Raw genomic sequence first — 17,579 nt, forward strand, 5'->3', positions numbered from 1 at the left:
GGGGTGATGGGTATGAACGAGAGGGTCAGGGTCTACCTGCTGGACGACCACGAGCTCGTCCGGCGCGGGCTGCGCGACCTGCTCTCGGTCGAGGACGACCTCGAGGTCGTCGGAGAGTCCGGCAGCGCCCAGCGTGCGACGCGGGAGATCCTCGACCTCGCGCCCGACGTCGCCGTCCTCGACGGGCGCCTGCCCGACGGCACCGGGATCGAGGTGTGCCGGGACGTGCGCGCCGCCAACCCGCAGATCCGGGCGCTCATCCTGACCAGCTACGACGACGACGAGGCGCTGTTCGCCGCGATCATGGCGGGCGCGGACGGCTACGTGCTCAAGCAGATCGCCGGCACCGACCTGGTCGAGGGGATCCGCAGCATCGCCGGGGGACGCTCCCTGATCGACCCCTCCCTGGTGACGAAGGTCATGGACCGGCTGCGCCACGGCGACCCCCAGGGCGACAAGCTGGCGCTGCTCACCGACCAGGAGCGCCGGATCCTGGAGCTCATCGCCGAGGGCATGACCAACCGGCAGATCGCCGGGACGCTGTTCCTGGCGGAGAAGACGGTGAAGAACTACGTCACCAGCGTGCTGTCCAAGCTCGGGCTGGAGCGCCGGACCCAGGCCGCGGTCCTGGGCGCCAAGCTCTTCGACAAGTAGGCGCCCCTAGACCGGCACCGACCAGCGCAGCACCGTGCCGTGCGGGCGCCCCGAGGACAGCTCGACCTCGCCCTCGTGCTCGGCCGCCCGGGCCCGCACGTTGCCCAGACCGCTCTCGACGGCTCCCTCGCCCAGACCGACGCCGTCGTCGCGGACGACCACGGTGAAGCGGTCGGGGGTGGCCTCGACCTCCACGGTGGCCGAGCTGGCGTGGGCGTGCCGGGCGACGTTGGACAGCGCCTCGCGCACCACCATGAGCACCTGGGCCTGCACCTCCTCCCCGGTCACCGAGTCGATCGGTCCGGTGAGCTGGACCACGGGAGCGAAACCCAGGGTGGGGGCGTAGGAGTCGATGAGCTGGCGCAGGTCCGCGCGGAAGCTGCCCTGCCCCGCCCGGTGGCGCAGCTCGAAGATCGTGGCGCGGATGTCCCGGATCGTCTGGTCCAGCTCGGCCACGGCGCCCTCGAGGCGCTCGCTGACCTCGGGCTTGATCGCGCGGCGACTGGCGCCCTGCAGGGTGAGGCCGATCGCGAAGAGCCGCTGGATGACCAGGTCGTGCAGGTCGCGGGCGATCCGGTCGCGGTCCTGCAGGACGGTCAGCAGGTCGTGCTCGCGCTCGGCGTGCTCGCGGTCCAGGACGACCGAGGCGTGCAGTGCCAGGGCGCTGACGACGTCGCGCACCTGGCGCTCGGCCACGCCGCGCGACGGCTTCCAGCGGTGCACGACCAGGACGACGGGGTCCCCCGCACGGGTGTCCAGCGGCACCAGGCTCGTGGCGACGCGCCGGTCGCTGCTGAGGTTGGTCTCGGTGGGGGTCGCGGACCAGTGCATCGCCGTCCCGAACCGCAGCACCTCGGCCAGGTCGGGAGCCAGCTCGGCCAGCGCGGGCGCGGTATCCTCTCCCGAGGCGGCCAGCACCCGTTGCGGGCCGTCGCTGCGGGCGCCGACGAGGGCGACCACCTCGGCGGAGGTGAGATCGCGCACCCTCGCGGTGAACAGCGGCAGTGTCGCGTCGAGGTCCACCTCGTCCACGAGCGTGCGGTTGAGCTCCCAGACCGTCCTGGTCACCTGCTCGTGCAGCTCGCTGACCCGGCGCTGGCGCAGGGTCTCGATGCGCGGGCCCAGCGCTGCGGCCAGGCCCTGGACGACGGCGTTCTCCAGCGCGCCCGGCGGGTCCTGCCACCCGGTGAGCAGGAGCGTGCCGAAGTCGCTGTCGCCGACGCGGATGGGTCCGTGCAGGACGACCTCGGGCCCGGGGTCGCCGGGATGCTCCAGGAGCGCGGCGACGACGGGGTCGTCGTGCCCGACCCCGTCGGTGAGGACCTGGGCGACCCGTCCGGGGCGGCCCTCGTCGTCGATCGCGAGCACCCCGGCGCGCGCCCCGGTGAGCGTGCGGGCGAGCCGCAGCCCCCGGCGGATGAGCTCGCCGGCGTCGTCGCTGTCGCCGAGCTGGTCGACCGCGCGCAGGAGGGCGACGGTCTCGGCGCCTGGTGGGGGAGGCTGGGTGATGTCCATGGTCGGGGCCAACGCTAGCGGAGCGGACCGGACGCGACCCCGGCGCGCCTGCACCGCATACCCTGGTCCGGTCCGCCCTCGAAAGGTCCCGATGAACGCGCGCCGAGTCCTCGCCGGTCTCTTCACCATCCTGCCGCTGGCGGTGCTCCTGCTGGTCGTGCCGGTCCTGCGGCCCCCGGAGCGGGTCCCGACCCACTGGGCGGGCAGCCGGCCCGACGGGTGGACGGCGGGTGCCGGCCTCCTGGTCGGGGTCATGACCGTCGTCGTCCTGTGCGCGCTCGCCGCGGCGGCCCTGGCGGTGCTGCAGCGGGTCGTCCCGCAGGCGTGGTCCCGGTGGGCGATCACGGCGGCCGCAGCGGTCGGCTGGGGAGCGCTGCTGGTCTACGTGGTGACGGTCTGGCGCACCGGTGTCAGCGGGCCGGAGGAGGTCGGTCAGCTCTGGGCGCTGCTGGCGGTCGTCGGCGCGCTGGTCGCCGGGCTCGTGGGGTATGTCGTGCACGGTCGCCGGGTGCCCCCGCCCGCCGAGCTGCGCGAGCGCATCCCGGAGCGGGCCAGGACCCAGCCGCTGCGGGGCAGCGCGGTCCGGCCCGTCGAGCCCTGGACGACCGAGGTCTCGTCCGGGACCATGAGGGTCATCGGCTGGGGGCTGGTGGCGGTGTTCCTCGTCACCGCCGTCGCCGTGGCCGCGAGCGGGGAGAGCCTGGTCATGGTGGTGGTCGTGCTCCTCGTGGGCGGTGGTGCGGCGCTCCTGGCGCTGGCCTGGTCGCGCGTCCGGCTGCGGGTGGACGAGGCCGGCCTGGAGGTCCGTTCCCGGGTCCTGCCGGTGCGGGTGGCCAGCGTGGCCGCCGAGGACGTGGTGGGGGTCGAGGTGCTCGACCTGGACCCGATGAGGTGGGGCGGCATCGGTCTGCGCGCGCTGCCCGAGCGCACGGCATACATCGTCGACGGGGGCCCGGGGATCGTGGTGTGGAAGCGCGACGGGCGCCGGCTCGCGCTGCAGGTCACCGAGGGTGAGGCTGCGGCGCGGGCCGGCGCCCGGACGCTGCTGCGGGCCGCCGGTCAGCGACTCGGGGAGAGCTCCCGCTCGTCCTGAGCCGCGTCGCCGGTGGGCGGCTCGGGGCTGGCCGGGGCGAGCTGCCGCTCGAGCTTGGCGCCCTCGACGTCCACGTCCGGCAGGATCCGGTCGAGCCAGCGCGGGAGCCACCAGGCCCGCTCGCCGAGCAGCGACATCACTGCGGGGGTGAGGGTCATCCGCACCAGGAAGGCGTCGACCAGGACGCCGACGGCCAGCCCCAGACCGATGGGCCGGATCATCGTCAGGTGCGCCCAGACGAACCCGCCGAAGACCGAGATCATGATGATCGCGGCGGCGGTGACGACCCGGGCGCTGTGGTTGAAGCCGGTGACCACGGCACGGCGGGCCGGCTCGCCGTGCACGTGCGACTCGCGCATCGCCGAGACGAGGAAGAGCTGGTAGTCCATGGCCAGCCCGAAGAGGATGCCGATGAGCAGGATCGGCAGGAAGCTGAGCACCGGGCCGGGTTCGTGCACGTCGAAGACCGGCGACAGGTGCCCCAGCTGGTAGACCGCGACGACAGCGCCGAAGGCGGCGGCCACGCTGAGCAGGAAGCCGCCGGTGGCCAGCAGCGGGACCAGGACCGAGCGGAAGACCAGCAGCAGCAGGATCAGGGACAGGCCCACGACGACCGACAGGTAGAGCGGGAGCGCGTCGGCCAGCTGCTGGGAGATGTCGATGTTGGCCACCGTCTGGCCGGTCAGGCCCATCGTCGCGTCCTGATGGGCGCCGATCTCGGTGATCGCACCCGTCAGCCGGTCCACGAGCTGCTCGGTGGACTCCTCGGCCGGCCCGCCCTCGGGCACGACCTGGAAGGCCAGCGTCGAGCGGTCCTCGCTCACCCCGGCGGGCAGGACCCGCACCACCCCGTCGACGGCGTCGAGCTCCTCGCCGATGTCGGCCTGCGTGTTCATCAGCGCGGTCTCGCCCTCGTCGACCGGCTGCTCGAGCTGCGCGACCACGATGATCGGACCGTTGGCGCCTGCGCCGAACTCCTCGCGCACGGTGTCGTAGGCCTGGTAGGCCGTCGACCCGGCCGGCTCGGCGGAGCCGTCGGGAAGGCCGAGGCGCAGCTGCGCAGCGGGCCAGGCGAGGCCCGCGACGATCACCAGCACGCCGGCGAGGGTCAGCCAGGGTCGGCGCTGGACCCACGCGGCCCAGCCGCGCAGGTGGTCCGGCTGCGCGTGCTCGCCGGTCGTCGAGTAGGTGCCGGCGGAGTCCAGGGCGCGGCGGGCCTTGCGGGGCAGCACGCGCAGGCCCATGAGCGAGAGCAGCGCGGGGGTGAGGGTCAGCGCGACGAGCACCGACACCAGGACGGTCCCTGCGGCGACCAGGCCCATGACGCCGAGGAAGGGGATCCTGGTGATGACCAGCGCCGAGAGCGCGATGATCACCGTCAGGCCGGCGAAGGTGACGGCGTTGCCGGACGTGCCGACGGCCAGCGCGATCGACTCGCGCACCCCCATGCCCCGGAGCAGCTGCTGGCGGTGCCGATTGATGAGGAAGAGGGAGTAGTCGATGCCGACCGCCAGCCCGAGCATGAGCGCCAGCGCGGGGGTGACGGAGTTCATCGAGACCCACTGCGTGAGGGCGAGCGCCCCTGTCAGTCCGACGCCGACCCCGACCAGCGCCATGAGCAGCGGCAGACCGGCGGCCAGCAGCGCGCCGAGCATGAGGACCAGGACCAGCCCGGCGACGACCAGACCGAGCACCTCGCCCGGGCCCATGATGCTGGACAGGTCGTCGGTGATCTCCTTGCTGAAGTCGGCGTGGACCCCGGCCGCCTCGAGCCCCGCGTCGACGGCGAGGATCTGCTCGCGCGTCTGCGGCGGGATGAATCCCTCGGCATCGATCACGCTGACCTGCGACATGGCCACGGTGCTGCCCTCGTTGACCAGGCGCGTGCCCTGCGTGAGGTCGGCCATCCGCTCGCCGGCGGCGAGCGCCGCCTCGCCGTCCTCCAGCTGGGTGCGGCCGGACTCGAGCTGGGTGCGACCCTCCTCGACCTGGGCCTGGCCGTCCTTGAGCTCCTGCTCGCCCTGGGCGACCTGCTCGCGGGCCGCGTCCAGCTGGGCCCGGGCCGCGGCCAGCTGCTCGCGACCGGCGTCCAGCTGGGCCTGTCCCGCGGCGATCTCGGCGCGGGCCTGCTGCTCGGCCGCCGGCGGTACCTGCCCGGCGGCGACCCCCGCCTCGAGCTGGGCGAGCTGCTGGTCGAGCGCGGCCTGTCCGGCCTCCAGCTGCTGGGTCTGCTCGGCGACCTGCGCCTCGCCCGTCTCGAGCTGGCTGCGACCCTCCTCGAGCTGGGCCCGGCCGTCCTCGACCTTCTGCTCCGCCGCGCCCAGCTGCTCCTCGGCGGTCTCGAGCTCCCCCCGACCCTGCTCCAGCTCGGTGCGGGCCCCCGCCAGCTCCTCGGCGGTCCCGTCGAGCTGGTCCTGGGCCTCGAACGGGTCCACCGCCGTGACGCCCTCGATCGACTCCCACTCCCGGACCGCCTCGGCGACGGCGTCCTTCTGCGCGTCGGTGAAGGGTGTGTCGCTGGTGAGGACCACCGTTCCGGTGGTGCCCGCCGCCTCGGGGATCTCCTCCTGCAGCGTGGTGAGCACCTGCTCGAAGCGGCTTCCGGGGATGGAGAACTCGTTGGTCAGCGGCTTGGCCAGCAGGACGGTGCCGCTGACGGTGAGGGCGAGCAGCGCCGCCCAGACGGCGACGACGATGAGCCGGCGGTCGGCGCACCAGCGTCCGAGTCGGTGCAGGAGGGTAGCCACGTGGTTCCTTCGGGGTGGGTGGGAGGTGGGGTATGGGGTGAGCGCCGGTGGGGCGAACCCCGGTGGCGCTCGCGTGCGGTGGTCAGGCTGTCGAGGTCCAGCCGGTCTCGAGATAGCCCAGCGCCCGGTCCACGTGCTCGAGGAACGCGTCCGCGTCGGCCTCGGTCACCTCGACCCGGCCGTCGAGCTGGGCCAACCACGGCTCGGTGGCCGCCGAGAAGGCGCTCATGACGGCGTCGGCCAGGGTGGCGACGTAGAGCGGGTCGACCTGCGCGGACAGGCGCGCGGAGATCTCGTCGCGGAACCATCCGCCCAGATCGGTCCAGACCGCCCGCTCCAGCAGGACGGCCTGCTCCTTGGCCGGGCCGTGGCAGTTGAGGGCCGCCAGCCAGGTCAGGAAGCCCAGGTCCAGCCCGGCGGTGCGCAGCAGGCGCCGCAGGGCGGCCACCGGTTGACGCCGGAGCGCGTCGGCCGGCAGGGCCTCCGCCAGCCGGTCGGTGTAGCTGCGCAGCACCTCGCCGATCACGGCGGCCAGCCCGGCGTAGTAGTTGAAGAAGGTGCGCCGCGAGATGCCGGCACGCTCGGCGACCTGCTCGACGGTGACGTCGTCCGGGGGATTCTCGACGAGCAGGGAGAGCAGGGCCTCGGTCACGGCTTCGCGGGTGCGGGTCTTGTTCAGCTCACGACGACCGGGCTGCGGGACTGCGGACATTCCTCAAGAGTAGGACAACATGCACGCCGTGCAAAATTGCACGGCATGCATTGGAAGTGCCGTGCCGAGCCCTACGGAGCCTCGTCCCGCCCCCGGAAGGCGCTGAAGCGGCGGCGTTGCGCCTGGCGCTCACCACGGGAGAGCAGGTTGCGGGTGCGGGACAACCGGTAGTCGATCCGGTCGTCGACCAGGTCGCCGACCGTCGACGACCTCGCCACCTCCTCGGTGACGCGTGCCAGCCGCGCTCGGAACTCCTCCTGCTCGGCCACCCTCACGTCGTTCCGCAACGCCCTGATGGTCGCCCACACCATGAGGATGAGGACGACGGAGAACGGCAGTGCGGTCGCCAGCGCCCCGGCCTGGAGCGCCGTGAGCCCACCGGCGAGGAGGAGCACCGCGGCCACCAGCCCCTCGAGCGCGGCGAAGAGCACCCGTGACCACGTCGGTGGGTCCGGGTGCCCGCCCGAGGCGAGCATGTCCACCACGAGGGAGCCGGAGTCGGAGGAGGTGATGAAGAAGATCGCCACCAGCAGGATCGCGACGAAGGAGAAGATCCCGCCGAGCGGCAGGTTCTCCAGCATGGCGAAGATCAGGCCCTCGACGACGAGGTTCCCGTCCGCGTCCAGGTTGCTGCCCACGAGGTCCATGTCCTGGTACATCTGCTGGAACAGGCCCGTGCCGCCGAGCACGGAGAACCACAGGAAACCGACGATCGTCGGGACGAGCAGCACCCCGGCGATGAACTGGCGGATGGTACGGCCACGGGAGATCCGGGCGATGAACACCCCGACGAACGGCGACCACGAGATCCACCAGCCCCAGTAGAAGATCGTCCATCCGGCGAACCAGCTCGACGCCTCCTCGCTGCGCTGGTAGGCACCGACGTCGAAGGACATCTGGAAGAAGTCCCCCAGGTAGATCCCCAGGGCCTGGATGAGGTTCTCGAAGAGGAAGACCGTCGGACCCAGGATCGCCACGCTGATCAGCAGGATCCCGGCGAGGGTCAGGTTGCCGTTGGAGAGCCACTTGATACCGGCCCCGACACCGCTGACCACGGACACCGTGGCGAGGAGGGTGATCACGACGATGAGGATGACGAGCAGGACGTTGTCCGTCTCGTCCACGATCCCGATGGCTGCCATCCCGGTGGAGATCTGCTGGACGCCCAGCCCCAGCGAGGTGGCGATCCCGAAGAGCGTCCCGACCACGGCGAGCACGTCGATCACGTCCCCGACCCAGCCCTTGACCCGGTCGCCGAAGAGCGGCTCGAGCGCCCACCGGATCGAGACGGGCCGGCCGCGGCGGTGGATCGCGTAGGACAGGGCCAGCCCGACGACGGCGTAGATGGCCCACGGGTGCAGCCCCCAGTGCAGGAAGGTCTGGGCCATCGCGTTGCCGGCCATCTCCGACTGGTCGCCGATCCACCCGGGCTTGGGGTCGGTGAAGGCGTAGGTGAGGGGTTCGCCGACGGAGTAGAACACCAGGCCGATGCCCATGCCGGCGGCGAACAGCATCGCGAACCAGGACAGGACCCCGAACTCGGGCTCGTCGCCTGGACGGCCCAGCGGGATCCTGCCGTAGCGGGAGACCGCGATGCCGATCGCCACGAACACGAGCCCGCTGACGACGAGCATGTAGTACCAGCCGAGATCGTTGACGATCCAGCTGTTCATCCCACCGAAGGTGCGGCTCGTGAGCTCGGGGGCGACCACGGCGAAGACGACGACGCCGAGGACGACGACGAGCGAGGGCCAGAACACCCGCGGGGCGATCATCCCCCTGTTCAGGTGCACCCCGTGGCTGGCCAGCTTGCGCAGGATCACCTCGTCGGGATCCTCGTCGTGGATGTGGACGGACGGGGGGAGGTGCACCGTCCTGCCGGCCTGCTCGGCCAGGAGCCCGGCCAGCACCTCCTCGGTGGGGATGTCCGGCGCCGTGCCCGACGGCACCTCGGCCGCGGGGGTTTGTTCGGTCCCGTCGGGGTGGTCGGCCCCGGCGTCGTCGTCCGGTGTCATGGCTGCTCCGTTCGTCGTCCGTCCGCAGGCATTCCGACGGGCAGTCTAGCGAGGTGGGCCTATGCGCTGGGGTCGAGCAGGTCCCGCCGGGTCCTGCGCGCGCTCCGGACGTGGTTCACCATGTCTGTGGTGAGCACCACGAGCGCCACCCAGACCAGCCCGAACCCGACCCAGCGGGTGGTGGGGACCGTCTCCCCGAGCAGCAGCACGGCGGTGAGCAACTGGAGCACGGGCGTGAGGAACTGCAGCAGGCCGATCGTCGACAGCGGCACCCTGGAGGCGGCCGCGGCGAAGAGCAGGAGAGGCACCGCGGTGGCCACGCCGGTGGAGAGCAGCAGCAGGGTGTGGCCCGGGCCGTCGCGCAGGAACGTCGTCTCGCCGCGCTGCCCCAGCCACAGCAGGATGACGACCGCGACGGGCAGGATCGTCAGGGACTCGCCGGCGAGCGAGCGCAGCGCGGACATCGAGACACCGAGGCGGTTCTTCAGCAGGCTGTAGCTGGCGAAGCTGAAGGCCAGCACCAGCGAGATCACCGGTGGGCGGCCGTAGTCGACGGTGAGGTAGACCGCCGCGGCGGCGCCGATGCCCACGGCGACCCACTGGGTGCGCCGGAGCCGTTCGTGCAGGATGACCACGCCGAGCGCGACCGTGACGAGCGGGTTGAGGAAGTAGCCCAGGGCGGCCTCGGTCACGTGCCCGCTGAGCACGGCATACGTGTAGATGCCCCAGTTGAGGGCGATGAGCACGCCGGCCACCGCGACGCCGGCCAGCCGGCGCGGGTGCCTGGCCAGGTCCAGCAGCCACTTCACGTCGCGGCGCAGGAGCAGGATCAGCCCGCAGAGGACGAGCGTCCAGATGATGCGGTGGGCGACGATCTCCCACGGTCCGGCCGGGCGCAGCACGGCGAAGTAGAGGGGGAAGGCTCCCCAGAGCAGGTAGGCGAGGAAGCCGTAGACGGTGCCCTGCCGCGCCCGTTCCTCGGGCGTCACTCCACCAGGGCCCGTTCACCCTCGTGCTGGAGCGCGTCGCCGGCCGCGGCGGTGGGCCCGTCGGTGGTCTCGCCCCCGAGCGACTGCTCGACCGCCCCGGGGCGGGTGCCGTCCACGGTCCAGCTGTCGCGCCCGCGCAGCAGGTCGGCGAGGACCTCGTCCGGGTCCCGGTCCTGGGTGCCCCCCGCGGCCACGGCCGCGCGGACCTGGTCGCGCACGAGGTCGTCGTAGACGGGGCGCTGCACCTGCCGGAAGATGCCCATCGGCACGTGCTGCATCGTCGGGTCGTCCAGGCGGGACAGCGCGAAGGCGGTCGAGGGGTCGGTCTGCGCCGGGTCGTGGACGACCACGCGGGTCGGGTCAGCCTCGGCCTCGGGCACGACGACCATGCGGCCCTGGTGGTCGCGGACCACGACGTGGTCCTCGCCGACGCGGACCGGCTCGTCGGCGCGCAGGTGCGCGATGCGCGCCCTGGCCTCGTCCTTGTCCTTGAGCAGCTGGAAGGCGCCGTCGTTGAAGATCGGGCAGTTCTGGTAGATCTCGACCAGCGCGGTGCCGCGGTGCGCGGCGGCGGCGCGCAGCACCCCGGTCAGGTGGGCGCGGTCGGAGTCGATCGTGCGGGCCACGAACGAGGCCTCGGCGCCGATCGCCAGGGAGACGGGGTTGAACGGTCCGTCCACCGACCCGGCCGGCGTGGACTTGGTCACGGCGCCGATCTCGGAGGTGGGGGAGTACTGGCCCTTGGTCAGCCCGTAGATCTTGTTGTTGAACAGCAGGATCGTCAGGTTGACGTTGCGCCTCATCGCGTGGATCAGGTGGTTGCCGCCGATCGACAGCGCGTCGCCGTCGCCGGTGATGACCCAGACCGAGAGGTCCTCGCGGGCGGTGGCCAGGCCGGTGGCGATCGCCGGGGCGCGCCCGTGGATGGAGTGCATCCCGTAGGTGTCCAGGTAGTAGGGGAACCGGCTGGAGCAGCCGATGCCGGAGACGAAGACGATGTTCTCCCGTCGCAGCCCGAGCTCGGGCAGCAGCCCCTGGACCGCGGCGAGGATCGCGTAGTCGCCGCAGCCCGGGCACCAGCGGACCTCCTGGTCGGAGGTGAAGTCCTTCTTCGTCAGGGTGCTGCCCTCGGGCAGGCTGGGGACGCCGGCGGTGCCGGTGCGGGGCGCGGGTGCGGAGCCCGCGGGTGACGGCATACCGAGGGGGGTGCTCATGCAGTGGCCTCCGTGGTCTGCTCGACCTCGAGCAGGTGGGCGTGGATCACCTGCGCGAGCTCGGCGGCGGGGAACGGCAGGCCGCGGACCGCGGTGTGGCTGCGCACGTCGGCCAGGTAGCGGCCGCGCAGCAGGAGCGCGAGCTGGCCGAGGTTCATCTCGGGCAGCACCACGCGCTCGTAGCGGTGCAGGACCTCGCCGAGGTCGGCGGGGAAGGGGTTGAGGTGGCGCAGGTGGGCCTGGGCGACGTCGGCGCCGGTGCTGCGGACCAGGCGCACGGCCGCAGAGATCGGGCCGTAGGTCGAGCCCCAGCCCAGGACGAGGACCTTGGCGCGCCCGGTCGGGTCGTCCACCCGCAGGGCAGGTATGGAGTCCGCGATCCGGTCGATCTTCGCCTGGCGCAGGCGCACCATCGTGTCGTGGTTGGCCGGGTCGTAGGAGATGTTGCCGGTGACGTCAGCCTTCTCGATGCCGCCGATGCGGTGCTCCAGCCCGGGCGTGCCGGGGACGGCCCACGGGCGGGCGAGGGTCTGCTCGTCGCGCAGGAACGGGTGGAAGACCGGCTCGCCCTGCTCGTCGGTGGCGTTGGGCCGGTCCGCGTGCTCGACGGTGAGGTCGGGCAGGTCGGCCACGGCCGGGACCGCCCACGGCTCGGAGCCGTTGCCCAGGTAGCCGTCGGAGAGCAGGATCACCGGCGTGCGGTAGGTGGTGGCGATGCGCACCGCCTCCAGGACCGTGGAGAAGCAGTCGCCGGGGGTGGAGGAGGCGAGGACGGCGACCGGCGACTCGCCGTTGCGGCCGTACATCGCCTGCAGCAGGTCCGCCTGCTCGGTCTTGGTCGGCAGCCCGGTCGAGGGGCCGCCCCGCTGGATGTCGATGACCAGGAGCGGCAGCTCGGTGGAGACCGCCAGGCCGATCGTCTCGCTCTTCAGCGCCAGTCCGGGTCCGGAGGTCGTGGTCACGCCCAGGGCGCCGCCGAAGGAGGCGCCCAGGGCCATCCCGACCGCGGCGATCTCGTCCTCGGCCTGCAGGGTCGTCACGCCGTGGTCCTTGAGCGCCGCCAGCTGGTGCAGCACGTCGGAGGCGGGCGTGATCGGGTAGGAGCCGAGGATGAGCGGGAGGCCCGAGCGGCGGGCGGCGGTCACCAGGCCCAGGGCCATCGCCTGGTTCCCGGTGACGGTGCGGTAGGTGCCAGGCGGCGTCGGTGCCGGTGCGACCTCGTAGCGGACCGCGAAGTCCTCGGTCGTCTCGCCGTAGGCGTGCCCGGCGCGCAGCGCGATCAGGTTGGCGCGCAGGATCTGCGGGGCGGAGGAGAACTTGGCGTTGAGGAAGGCCTCGGTGCCGGCGATGTCCCGCGAGTAGAGCCAGGACAGCAGCCCCAGGGCGAGCATGTTCTTGGCGCGCTGCTTGTCCTTGCGGGTCAGGTCGAGGTCGGCCAGCGCCTCGACGGTCATGCTGGTCAGCGGCAGGGCGTGCACGTGGTAGCCGGCGTCGACCAGCGAGCCGTCGTCCAGCGGGCTGGCCTCGTAGCCGACCTTGGCGAGGTTGCGCCGGGAGAACTCGTCCTTGTCCGCGATGACCGTGGCGCCGCGGGGAAGGTCGCCCAGGTTGGCCCGCAGCGCGGCCGGGTTCATCGCGACGAGGACGTCGGGGGCGTCGCCGGGGGTGGCGATCGCGTGGTCGGCGAAGTGGAGCTGGAAGCTCGAGACGCCCGGGAGCGTGCCCTGCGGTGCCCGGATCTCGGCGGGGAAGTTCGGCAGCGTCGACAGGTCGTTGCCCAGCGCCGCGGTGTCGGACGTGAAGCGGTCGCCGGTGAGCTGCATGCCGTCGCCGGAGTCGCCCGCGAAGCGGATGACGACGCGGTCGAGCTGGGTCAGGGGAGTGGTGCTGGACATATCACTCACCAGCGTACGCCCCCGAACTTTGGTTTCCCTAACCAGGGTGGGAGATATTTCCGGTGAGGCTGCCCTCACTCGGGCTAGGCGGTGTGCCGCAGGCACCGGGTGGCCCACGGCCGCGCCTCCAGACGTCCCTCCGGGATGCTCTCCCCGCAGACCTCGCACACGCCGTAGCCGCCCGCGTCGAGCCGGTCGAGGGCGTGCCGCACCTGGCCCAGGGTGCCGCGCAGGTTCTCGTGCGCGCTGACCGCGGTGAGCCGGTCCACGGCCATCGCGGTGCCGTCGCCGACCCGCTTGCCGAAGGAGATGCTGCCCTGGTCCTGGGCCGGCTCGCTGAGCTGCTCCATCTGCGCGACCAGCTCGGCCTCCTTGGCCAGCAGGGTCGCTCTCACCTGCTCGTCCATCGGGCCAGCATGCCAGGTGGCCGGGGAGGTGGCCAGGCGGGCGGCCAGGTCCTCACCGCCGGGCGTGCTGGGCGGCGACGACGTCCTTCACCGACCCGTCCTGGATCGCGCGGACCAGACCGCCGACGGCGTCCTCGACCTGGTCGTACATCCGCACGTAGGCCTCGCGGGGGAGCCCCCACGGGTCCGGGACGTCGAGCACACCCTGGGTCGTGTCGCCGGCGAACGCGCCGAGCCGGACGACCTTGGCGCGGTCCTGCGGCGTGCGCGCCAGCGCCAGGACGTCGTCCTCGTTGGAGCCGTCCATCACCAGGATCAGGTCTGCCTCGTCGAAGTCCTCGGCGGCGAACTGGGTGGCTACCGAGCCGAAGGAGTAGCCCCGCCCCTCGCCCTCCTCGACCGACAGCTGGTGCGGAGCCGACCCGATGTTGTAGTCGGACGTGCCCGCCGAGGACACCGTCACGCCGTCGAGGCCGGCCTCGTCCAGCTTGCGGGTGAGGACCGCCTCGGCGGCGGGGGAGCGGCAGATGTTGCCCAGGCAGACGGTCATGATGTGCATGCTCACGAGTCTGTCAGCACGACGGCGGCCCGTCGAACCTGCCCGTCCGCCCCTCGCGCGCCGGACGCTGAGAGGATGGGCGGCATGCCCGGGACAGGCACCACAGCCCGCACGACGGACGCCGACGGTCGGGACGTCTTCACCAAGACGTTGGCCGGGGCGCCGCCGCTGTTCTTCGAGCGCGAGGCGGTCGGCCTGCGGGCGCTCGCGGCGGCGGGGGCGCGGGTGCCCGAGGTGCTCGACGTCGCCGCGGACCACCTGACCCTCGCGTGGGTCGAGACCGGCCACGGCCGCACCGCGCAGACGGAGGAGAGGTTCGGCCAGGAGCTCGCCGAGCTGCACCGCTCGACAGCGCAGGAGAGCCGGGGCGCCCCCTACGGCTCCGTCGACGGCGAGGCCACCGGCTACCTCGGCGCCTGTCCGGTCGACCTGACGCCCACGGCCACCTGGCAGGAGTCCTGGGTGGAGCGGCGGGTGGTGCCGCTGGCCCGCCGGGCCGTCGACGAGGGCCAGCTGGACCGGGCGACCGCGGCGCTCGCCGAGCAGATCACCCCGGATCGGCTGGGCCCCGCCGAGCCGCCGACCCTGGTCCACGGCGACCTGTGGGGAGGCAACCGGATGGTCGACACCCGTGGCCGCAACTGGATGGTCGACCCGTGCGCGCACCTCGGCCACCGCGAGGTCGACCTGGCGATGATGCAGCTCTTCGGCGGGTTCAGCGGCCGTGTCTTCGCCGCCTACGCGGAGGTCCACCCGTTGGCCGACGGCTGGCGGGAGCGGGTCGCGGTCTACCAGACGGTGCCGCTGCTGGTCCACGCGATCCTGTTCGGCGGGGGCTACGGGGTGCAGGCCGGCGAGGCGCTCCGCGAGGCGACGCGGTGACCGCGGACCTCGGTGCGCCGCGTACGGACGGCGAGGTGACGGCATACCTGCAGCGGTTGGGGATCCCCGGCCTGGCGGACGTGCACGTCCACTTCCACCCCGACCGGCTGATGGAGAAGATCTGGGCCTACTTCGACCAGGGTGAGCGGCACTACGGGCTGGCCTGGCCGATCCACTACCGCACCGGCGTGCCGGAGCGGCTCGAGACGCTCGCACGGCTGGGGGTGCGGGACGTGCCGGCGCTGACCTACGCGCACCGGCCGGGGATGGCGGCGGGCCTCAACCAGTGGTGCCGGGAGTTCGCCGACGCCCACCCGCAGGTGCTGCGCTGCGCCACGCTCTATCCCGAGGAGGGCGTGACCGACTACGTGCGCGAGGCGGTCGAGGACGGGCTCGAGCTGGTCAAGGTGCACCTCACCGTGAGCGACATGGCGCCCGACGACGACCGGCTGGGGCCGGCGTGGGAGCTGCTCGCGCAGGCCGGCGTGCCGGTGGTGATGCACGCCGGGCACGGGCCGAGGCAGGGACGCTTCACCGGGCCGGAGGGCGTCGCGCGGCTGCTGGCCGACCACCCCGGGCTGACGCTGGTCGTCGCGCACCTGGGGATGCCGGACTACGACGCGTTCGCCGACCTGGCCGAGGCCTACGAACGGGTGCACCTGGACACGACGATGGTGGGGACGGACTACATGGAGCGGGTGGCCCCCGTGCCCCGGCACTTCCTCGGGCGGCTCGCCGAGCTGCGGCCCAAGGTCGTGCTCGGCTCGGACTTCCCGAACATCCCCTATCCGTACGCCCACCAGCTCCAGGCTCTCGACCGGTGGGGCCTGGGGCAGGAGTGGCTGCGCGACGTGCTGTGGCACAACGGGCGGCGGCTGCTCGGGCTGCCGCAGGACGCTCGCCTCTGACGGGTCGTCGTGGCGACGCAGGCGTGGCCGACCAAGGCATGGTCTAGCCATGGTCTAGCCACGGTCTAGCCAGGTCCAGCCAGCCCTGGGCATCATGCCCCCAGGACGGTCCAGGTCAACGTGCCGCAGGCCCGCACCGTCAGCCGGCGGCCGGGATCACAGCACCGTCGTAGGTCTGCTCGATGAACTGCGCCACCTCGTCCGAGGCGAGCAGCTCGGCGAGCCTGACCACGCGCGGGTCGTCCTGCTCGCCGGTGCGGACGACGAGCAGGTTGGCGTAGGGGTTGCCCTCGGGCGACTCCGCCGCCAGCGCGTCCTCCGCCGGCGACAGGTCGGCCTGGATCGCGTAGTTGCCGTTGATGACGGCGGCGTCCACGTCGGCCAGGCTGCGCGGCAGCTGGGCGGCCTCGATCTCGACGAGCTCCAGGTCCTTGGGGTTGTCCTTCACGTCCAGCACGGTCGGAGACGCCTGGCCGGTGTCGGCCAGCGTGACCAGGCCCTGGTCGGCGAGCAGCTGCAGCGCGCGGGCGCCGTTGCTCGGGTCGTTGGGGATCGCGACCTGCCCGCCCTGGGGGATCTGCTGCACCGAGCCGACCCGCTCGGAGTAGATGCCGAGCGGTTCCAGGTGCACCGGCGTCACGGCCGTGAAGTCGTAGCCGGCGGCGGCCTCCTGCTCGGCCAGGTACGGCTCGTGCTGGAAGTAGTTGGCGTCCAGCGAGCCGTCGTCGAGCGCCGCGTTGGGCTGGACGTAGTCGGTGAACTCGACCAGCTCCAGGTCGATCCCGGCGTCGGCGGCGAGCTCGTCGTCGACGAACGCCAGGATCTCGGCGTGCGGGACGGGGGAGACGCCGACCTTCAGCGGCGTGGCCAGGTCGGCCGTCTCCTCCCCGGTGCCGGCGCCCGCGTCGGTGCCGCACGCGGACAGCGCCAGCGCGCCGGCGGCCAGGAGGGTGGTGAGAGGGAGTGCGGTGCGCATCGTTCGTGGTTCCTTCGGTGTCTTCTGCGTGAGGTATGGGGTGTGCCCGCGCGGGTGGGTCGCGCCGGCCGGGTGTGCCGGGTCGGGGTGCGGCCGCCGTCAGAACGCGGCGACGACCGCGCCCTGGTAGGTCTCGTCGATGAACGCCCGGACCTCCTCGGAGGTCAGCAGCTCCAGGAGCGTGCGCACGTCGGGGTCGTCCTCGTCGCCGGCGCGCACGACGAGCTGGTTGGCGTAGGTCGTGTTACTGGTGTCCTCGGTGACCAGCGCGTCCTCGGCGGGCCTGAGCTCGGCCTCCAGCGCGTAGTTGCCGGGGACCGCGGCCACGTCGACGTCCGTGAGGCTGCGGGGCAGCTGGGCGGCCTCGACCTCGGTGAACTTCAGGTCCTTGGGGTTGTCGGTGACGTCGAGCAGGGTGGGCACCGCGGCGTCGGGATCGGCGAGCGTGATGACCCCCTCGGCCGCGAGCAGCTTGAGCCCGCGAGAGCCGTTGACCGGGTCGTTGGGCAGGGCGATCTCCGCGCCCTGCGGCAGGTCGGCCAGGTCGGTCACGGTGTCGGAGTAGAGCCCCATCGGCTGGAAGCTGATCGTGCCCAGGCCGGTGAAGTCGTAGCCGGCGGCCTTCTCCTGGTCGGCCAGGTAGACGCCGTGCTGGTAGTAGTTGGCGTCGACCTCGCCCTGGTCGAGGGCGGCGTTGGGCTGGACGTAGTCGGTGAACTCGACGATCTCGATCTCCAGCCCGGCGGAGGGAGCGAGCTCCTGGGCGACGTAGCCCAGGATGTCGGCGTGCGGCACGGGCGTGACGGCGACCTTGATCCTGCCGTCGCCGGCGGCCGAGGTGTCCCCGGCGCCCGCACCGTCTCCGCAGGCGGTGAGGACGAGGGCGGCGACCAGGCCGGCGGCGGGCAGCGCCAGGCGAGCGGTCAGGGGGCGGGCGGGACGGTTCTGGGCACGACGGGACACGGGTCCTCCTGGGAAGGGGTTGTTCGGGATGTGGGTGTGGAGACGGTGGC

General features: G+C 72.6%; 15 protein-coding genes. 4 read left to right on the plus strand and 11 right to left on the minus strand.

Annotated elements, in window-relative coordinates:
* The first annotated feature begins 12 nt into the window (after positions 1-12).
* Complete coding sequence (locus DV701_RS16410; protein WP_114929894.1) at positions 13-654, plus strand: response regulator; 642 nt, start codon at positions 13-15, stop codon at positions 652-654.
* Positions 655-660: 6 nt separating this feature from the next.
* Here DV701_RS16410 and DV701_RS16415 read toward each other — a convergent pair whose 3' ends face one another.
* Positions 661-2,169, minus strand: a complete 1,509-nt coding sequence (locus tag DV701_RS16415) for a sensor histidine kinase (protein WP_162803101.1) — start codon at positions 2,167-2,169, stop codon at positions 661-663.
* 91 nt (positions 2,170-2,260) lie between these two features.
* Here DV701_RS16415 and DV701_RS16420 point away from each other — a divergent pair, with 91 nt between their 5' ends.
* Entirely contained in the window at positions 2,261-3,262 is a 1,002-nt protein-coding gene (locus DV701_RS16420) for a hypothetical protein (RefSeq protein ID WP_162803102.1), read from the plus strand.
* Here the strand turns inward: DV701_RS16420 and DV701_RS16425 are convergent.
* The 8 genes from DV701_RS16425 to DV701_RS16460 all read right to left on the minus strand — a co-directional run bounded on the left by DV701_RS16425 (position 3,229) and on the right by DV701_RS16460 (position 13,800).
* Entirely contained in the window at positions 3,229-6,009 is a 2,781-nt protein-coding gene (locus tag DV701_RS16425) for an MMPL family transporter (protein WP_114929900.1), read from the minus strand. The two genes, DV701_RS16420 and DV701_RS16425, sit on opposite strands and share 34 nt — an antisense overlap.
* An 82-nt stretch (positions 6,010-6,091) precedes the next feature.
* The gene (locus tag DV701_RS16430; RefSeq protein ID WP_114929902.1) at positions 6,092-6,721 is read right to left on the minus strand and encodes a TetR/AcrR family transcriptional regulator; all 630 of its coding nucleotides are present in this window, start codon (positions 6,719-6,721) and stop codon (positions 6,092-6,094) included.
* Positions 6,722-6,792: 71 nt separating this feature from the next.
* Positions 6,793-8,736 (minus strand): BCCT family transporter, encoded by a 1,944-nt coding sequence (locus DV701_RS16435; protein WP_114929904.1) that lies wholly within the window; start codon positions 8,734-8,736, stop codon positions 6,793-6,795.
* A gap of 59 nt (positions 8,737-8,795) precedes the next feature.
* Positions 8,796-9,725, minus strand: a complete 930-nt coding sequence (rarD, locus tag DV701_RS16440; RefSeq protein ID WP_114929906.1) for an EamA family transporter RarD — start codon at positions 9,723-9,725, stop codon at positions 8,796-8,798.
* A complete protein-coding gene (locus DV701_RS16445) occupies positions 9,722-10,939 on the minus strand; it encodes a 2-oxoacid:ferredoxin oxidoreductase subunit beta (RefSeq protein ID WP_114929908.1) in 1,218 nt (405 codons plus the stop codon). The genes rarD and DV701_RS16445 overlap by 4 nt, the downstream gene beginning before the upstream one ends.
* Positions 10,936-12,834: a 2-oxoacid:acceptor oxidoreductase subunit alpha gene (locus DV701_RS16450; protein WP_114929911.1), complete on the minus strand. Its 1,899-nt coding sequence runs from the start codon at positions 12,832-12,834 to the stop codon at positions 10,936-10,938. The genes DV701_RS16445 and DV701_RS16450 overlap by 4 nt, the downstream gene beginning before the upstream one ends.
* Positions 12,835-12,917: 83 nt before the next feature.
* A complete protein-coding gene (locus DV701_RS16455; RefSeq protein WP_114929913.1) occupies positions 12,918-13,241 on the minus strand; it encodes a TraR/DksA family transcriptional regulator in 324 nt (107 codons plus the stop codon).
* Positions 13,242-13,293: 52 nt separating this feature from the next.
* On the minus strand, positions 13,294-13,800 hold the full coding sequence (locus tag DV701_RS16460) for a low molecular weight protein-tyrosine-phosphatase (RefSeq protein ID WP_114931293.1): 507 nt from the start codon (positions 13,798-13,800) through the stop codon (positions 13,294-13,296).
* 84 nt (positions 13,801-13,884) lie between these two features.
* On the opposite strand from DV701_RS16460, the gene DV701_RS16465 reads away from it, so the two are divergent.
* Together DV701_RS16465 and DV701_RS16470 are read left to right on the plus strand one after the other, a co-directional pair.
* Positions 13,885-14,682 carry a fructosamine kinase family protein gene (locus DV701_RS16465; protein WP_114929916.1) on the plus strand — a complete coding sequence of 266 codons (798 nt, stop codon included), beginning with the start codon at positions 13,885-13,887 and terminating at the stop codon, positions 14,680-14,682.
* Positions 14,679-15,590: an amidohydrolase family protein gene (locus DV701_RS16470; RefSeq protein ID WP_114929917.1), complete on the plus strand. Its 912-nt coding sequence runs from the start codon at positions 14,679-14,681 to the stop codon at positions 15,588-15,590. The genes DV701_RS16465 and DV701_RS16470 overlap by 4 nt, the downstream gene beginning before the upstream one ends.
* A gap of 139 nt (positions 15,591-15,729) precedes the next feature.
* On the opposite strand, the gene DV701_RS16475 is transcribed toward DV701_RS16470, so the two are convergent.
* Entirely contained in the window at positions 15,730-16,566 is an 837-nt protein-coding gene (locus DV701_RS16475) for a MetQ/NlpA family ABC transporter substrate-binding protein (protein WP_114929919.1), read from the minus strand.
* 99 nt (positions 16,567-16,665) lie between these two features.
* Entirely contained in the window at positions 16,666-17,529 is an 864-nt protein-coding gene (locus DV701_RS16480) for a MetQ/NlpA family ABC transporter substrate-binding protein (RefSeq protein ID WP_202863569.1), read from the minus strand.
* Between the last annotated feature and the right edge of the window lie 50 nt (positions 17,530-17,579).

The organism is Ornithinimicrobium avium, from assembly GCF_003351765.1.
Classification (GTDB): Bacteria; Actinomycetota; Actinomycetes; order Actinomycetales; family Dermatophilaceae; genus Ornithinicoccus; species Ornithinicoccus avius.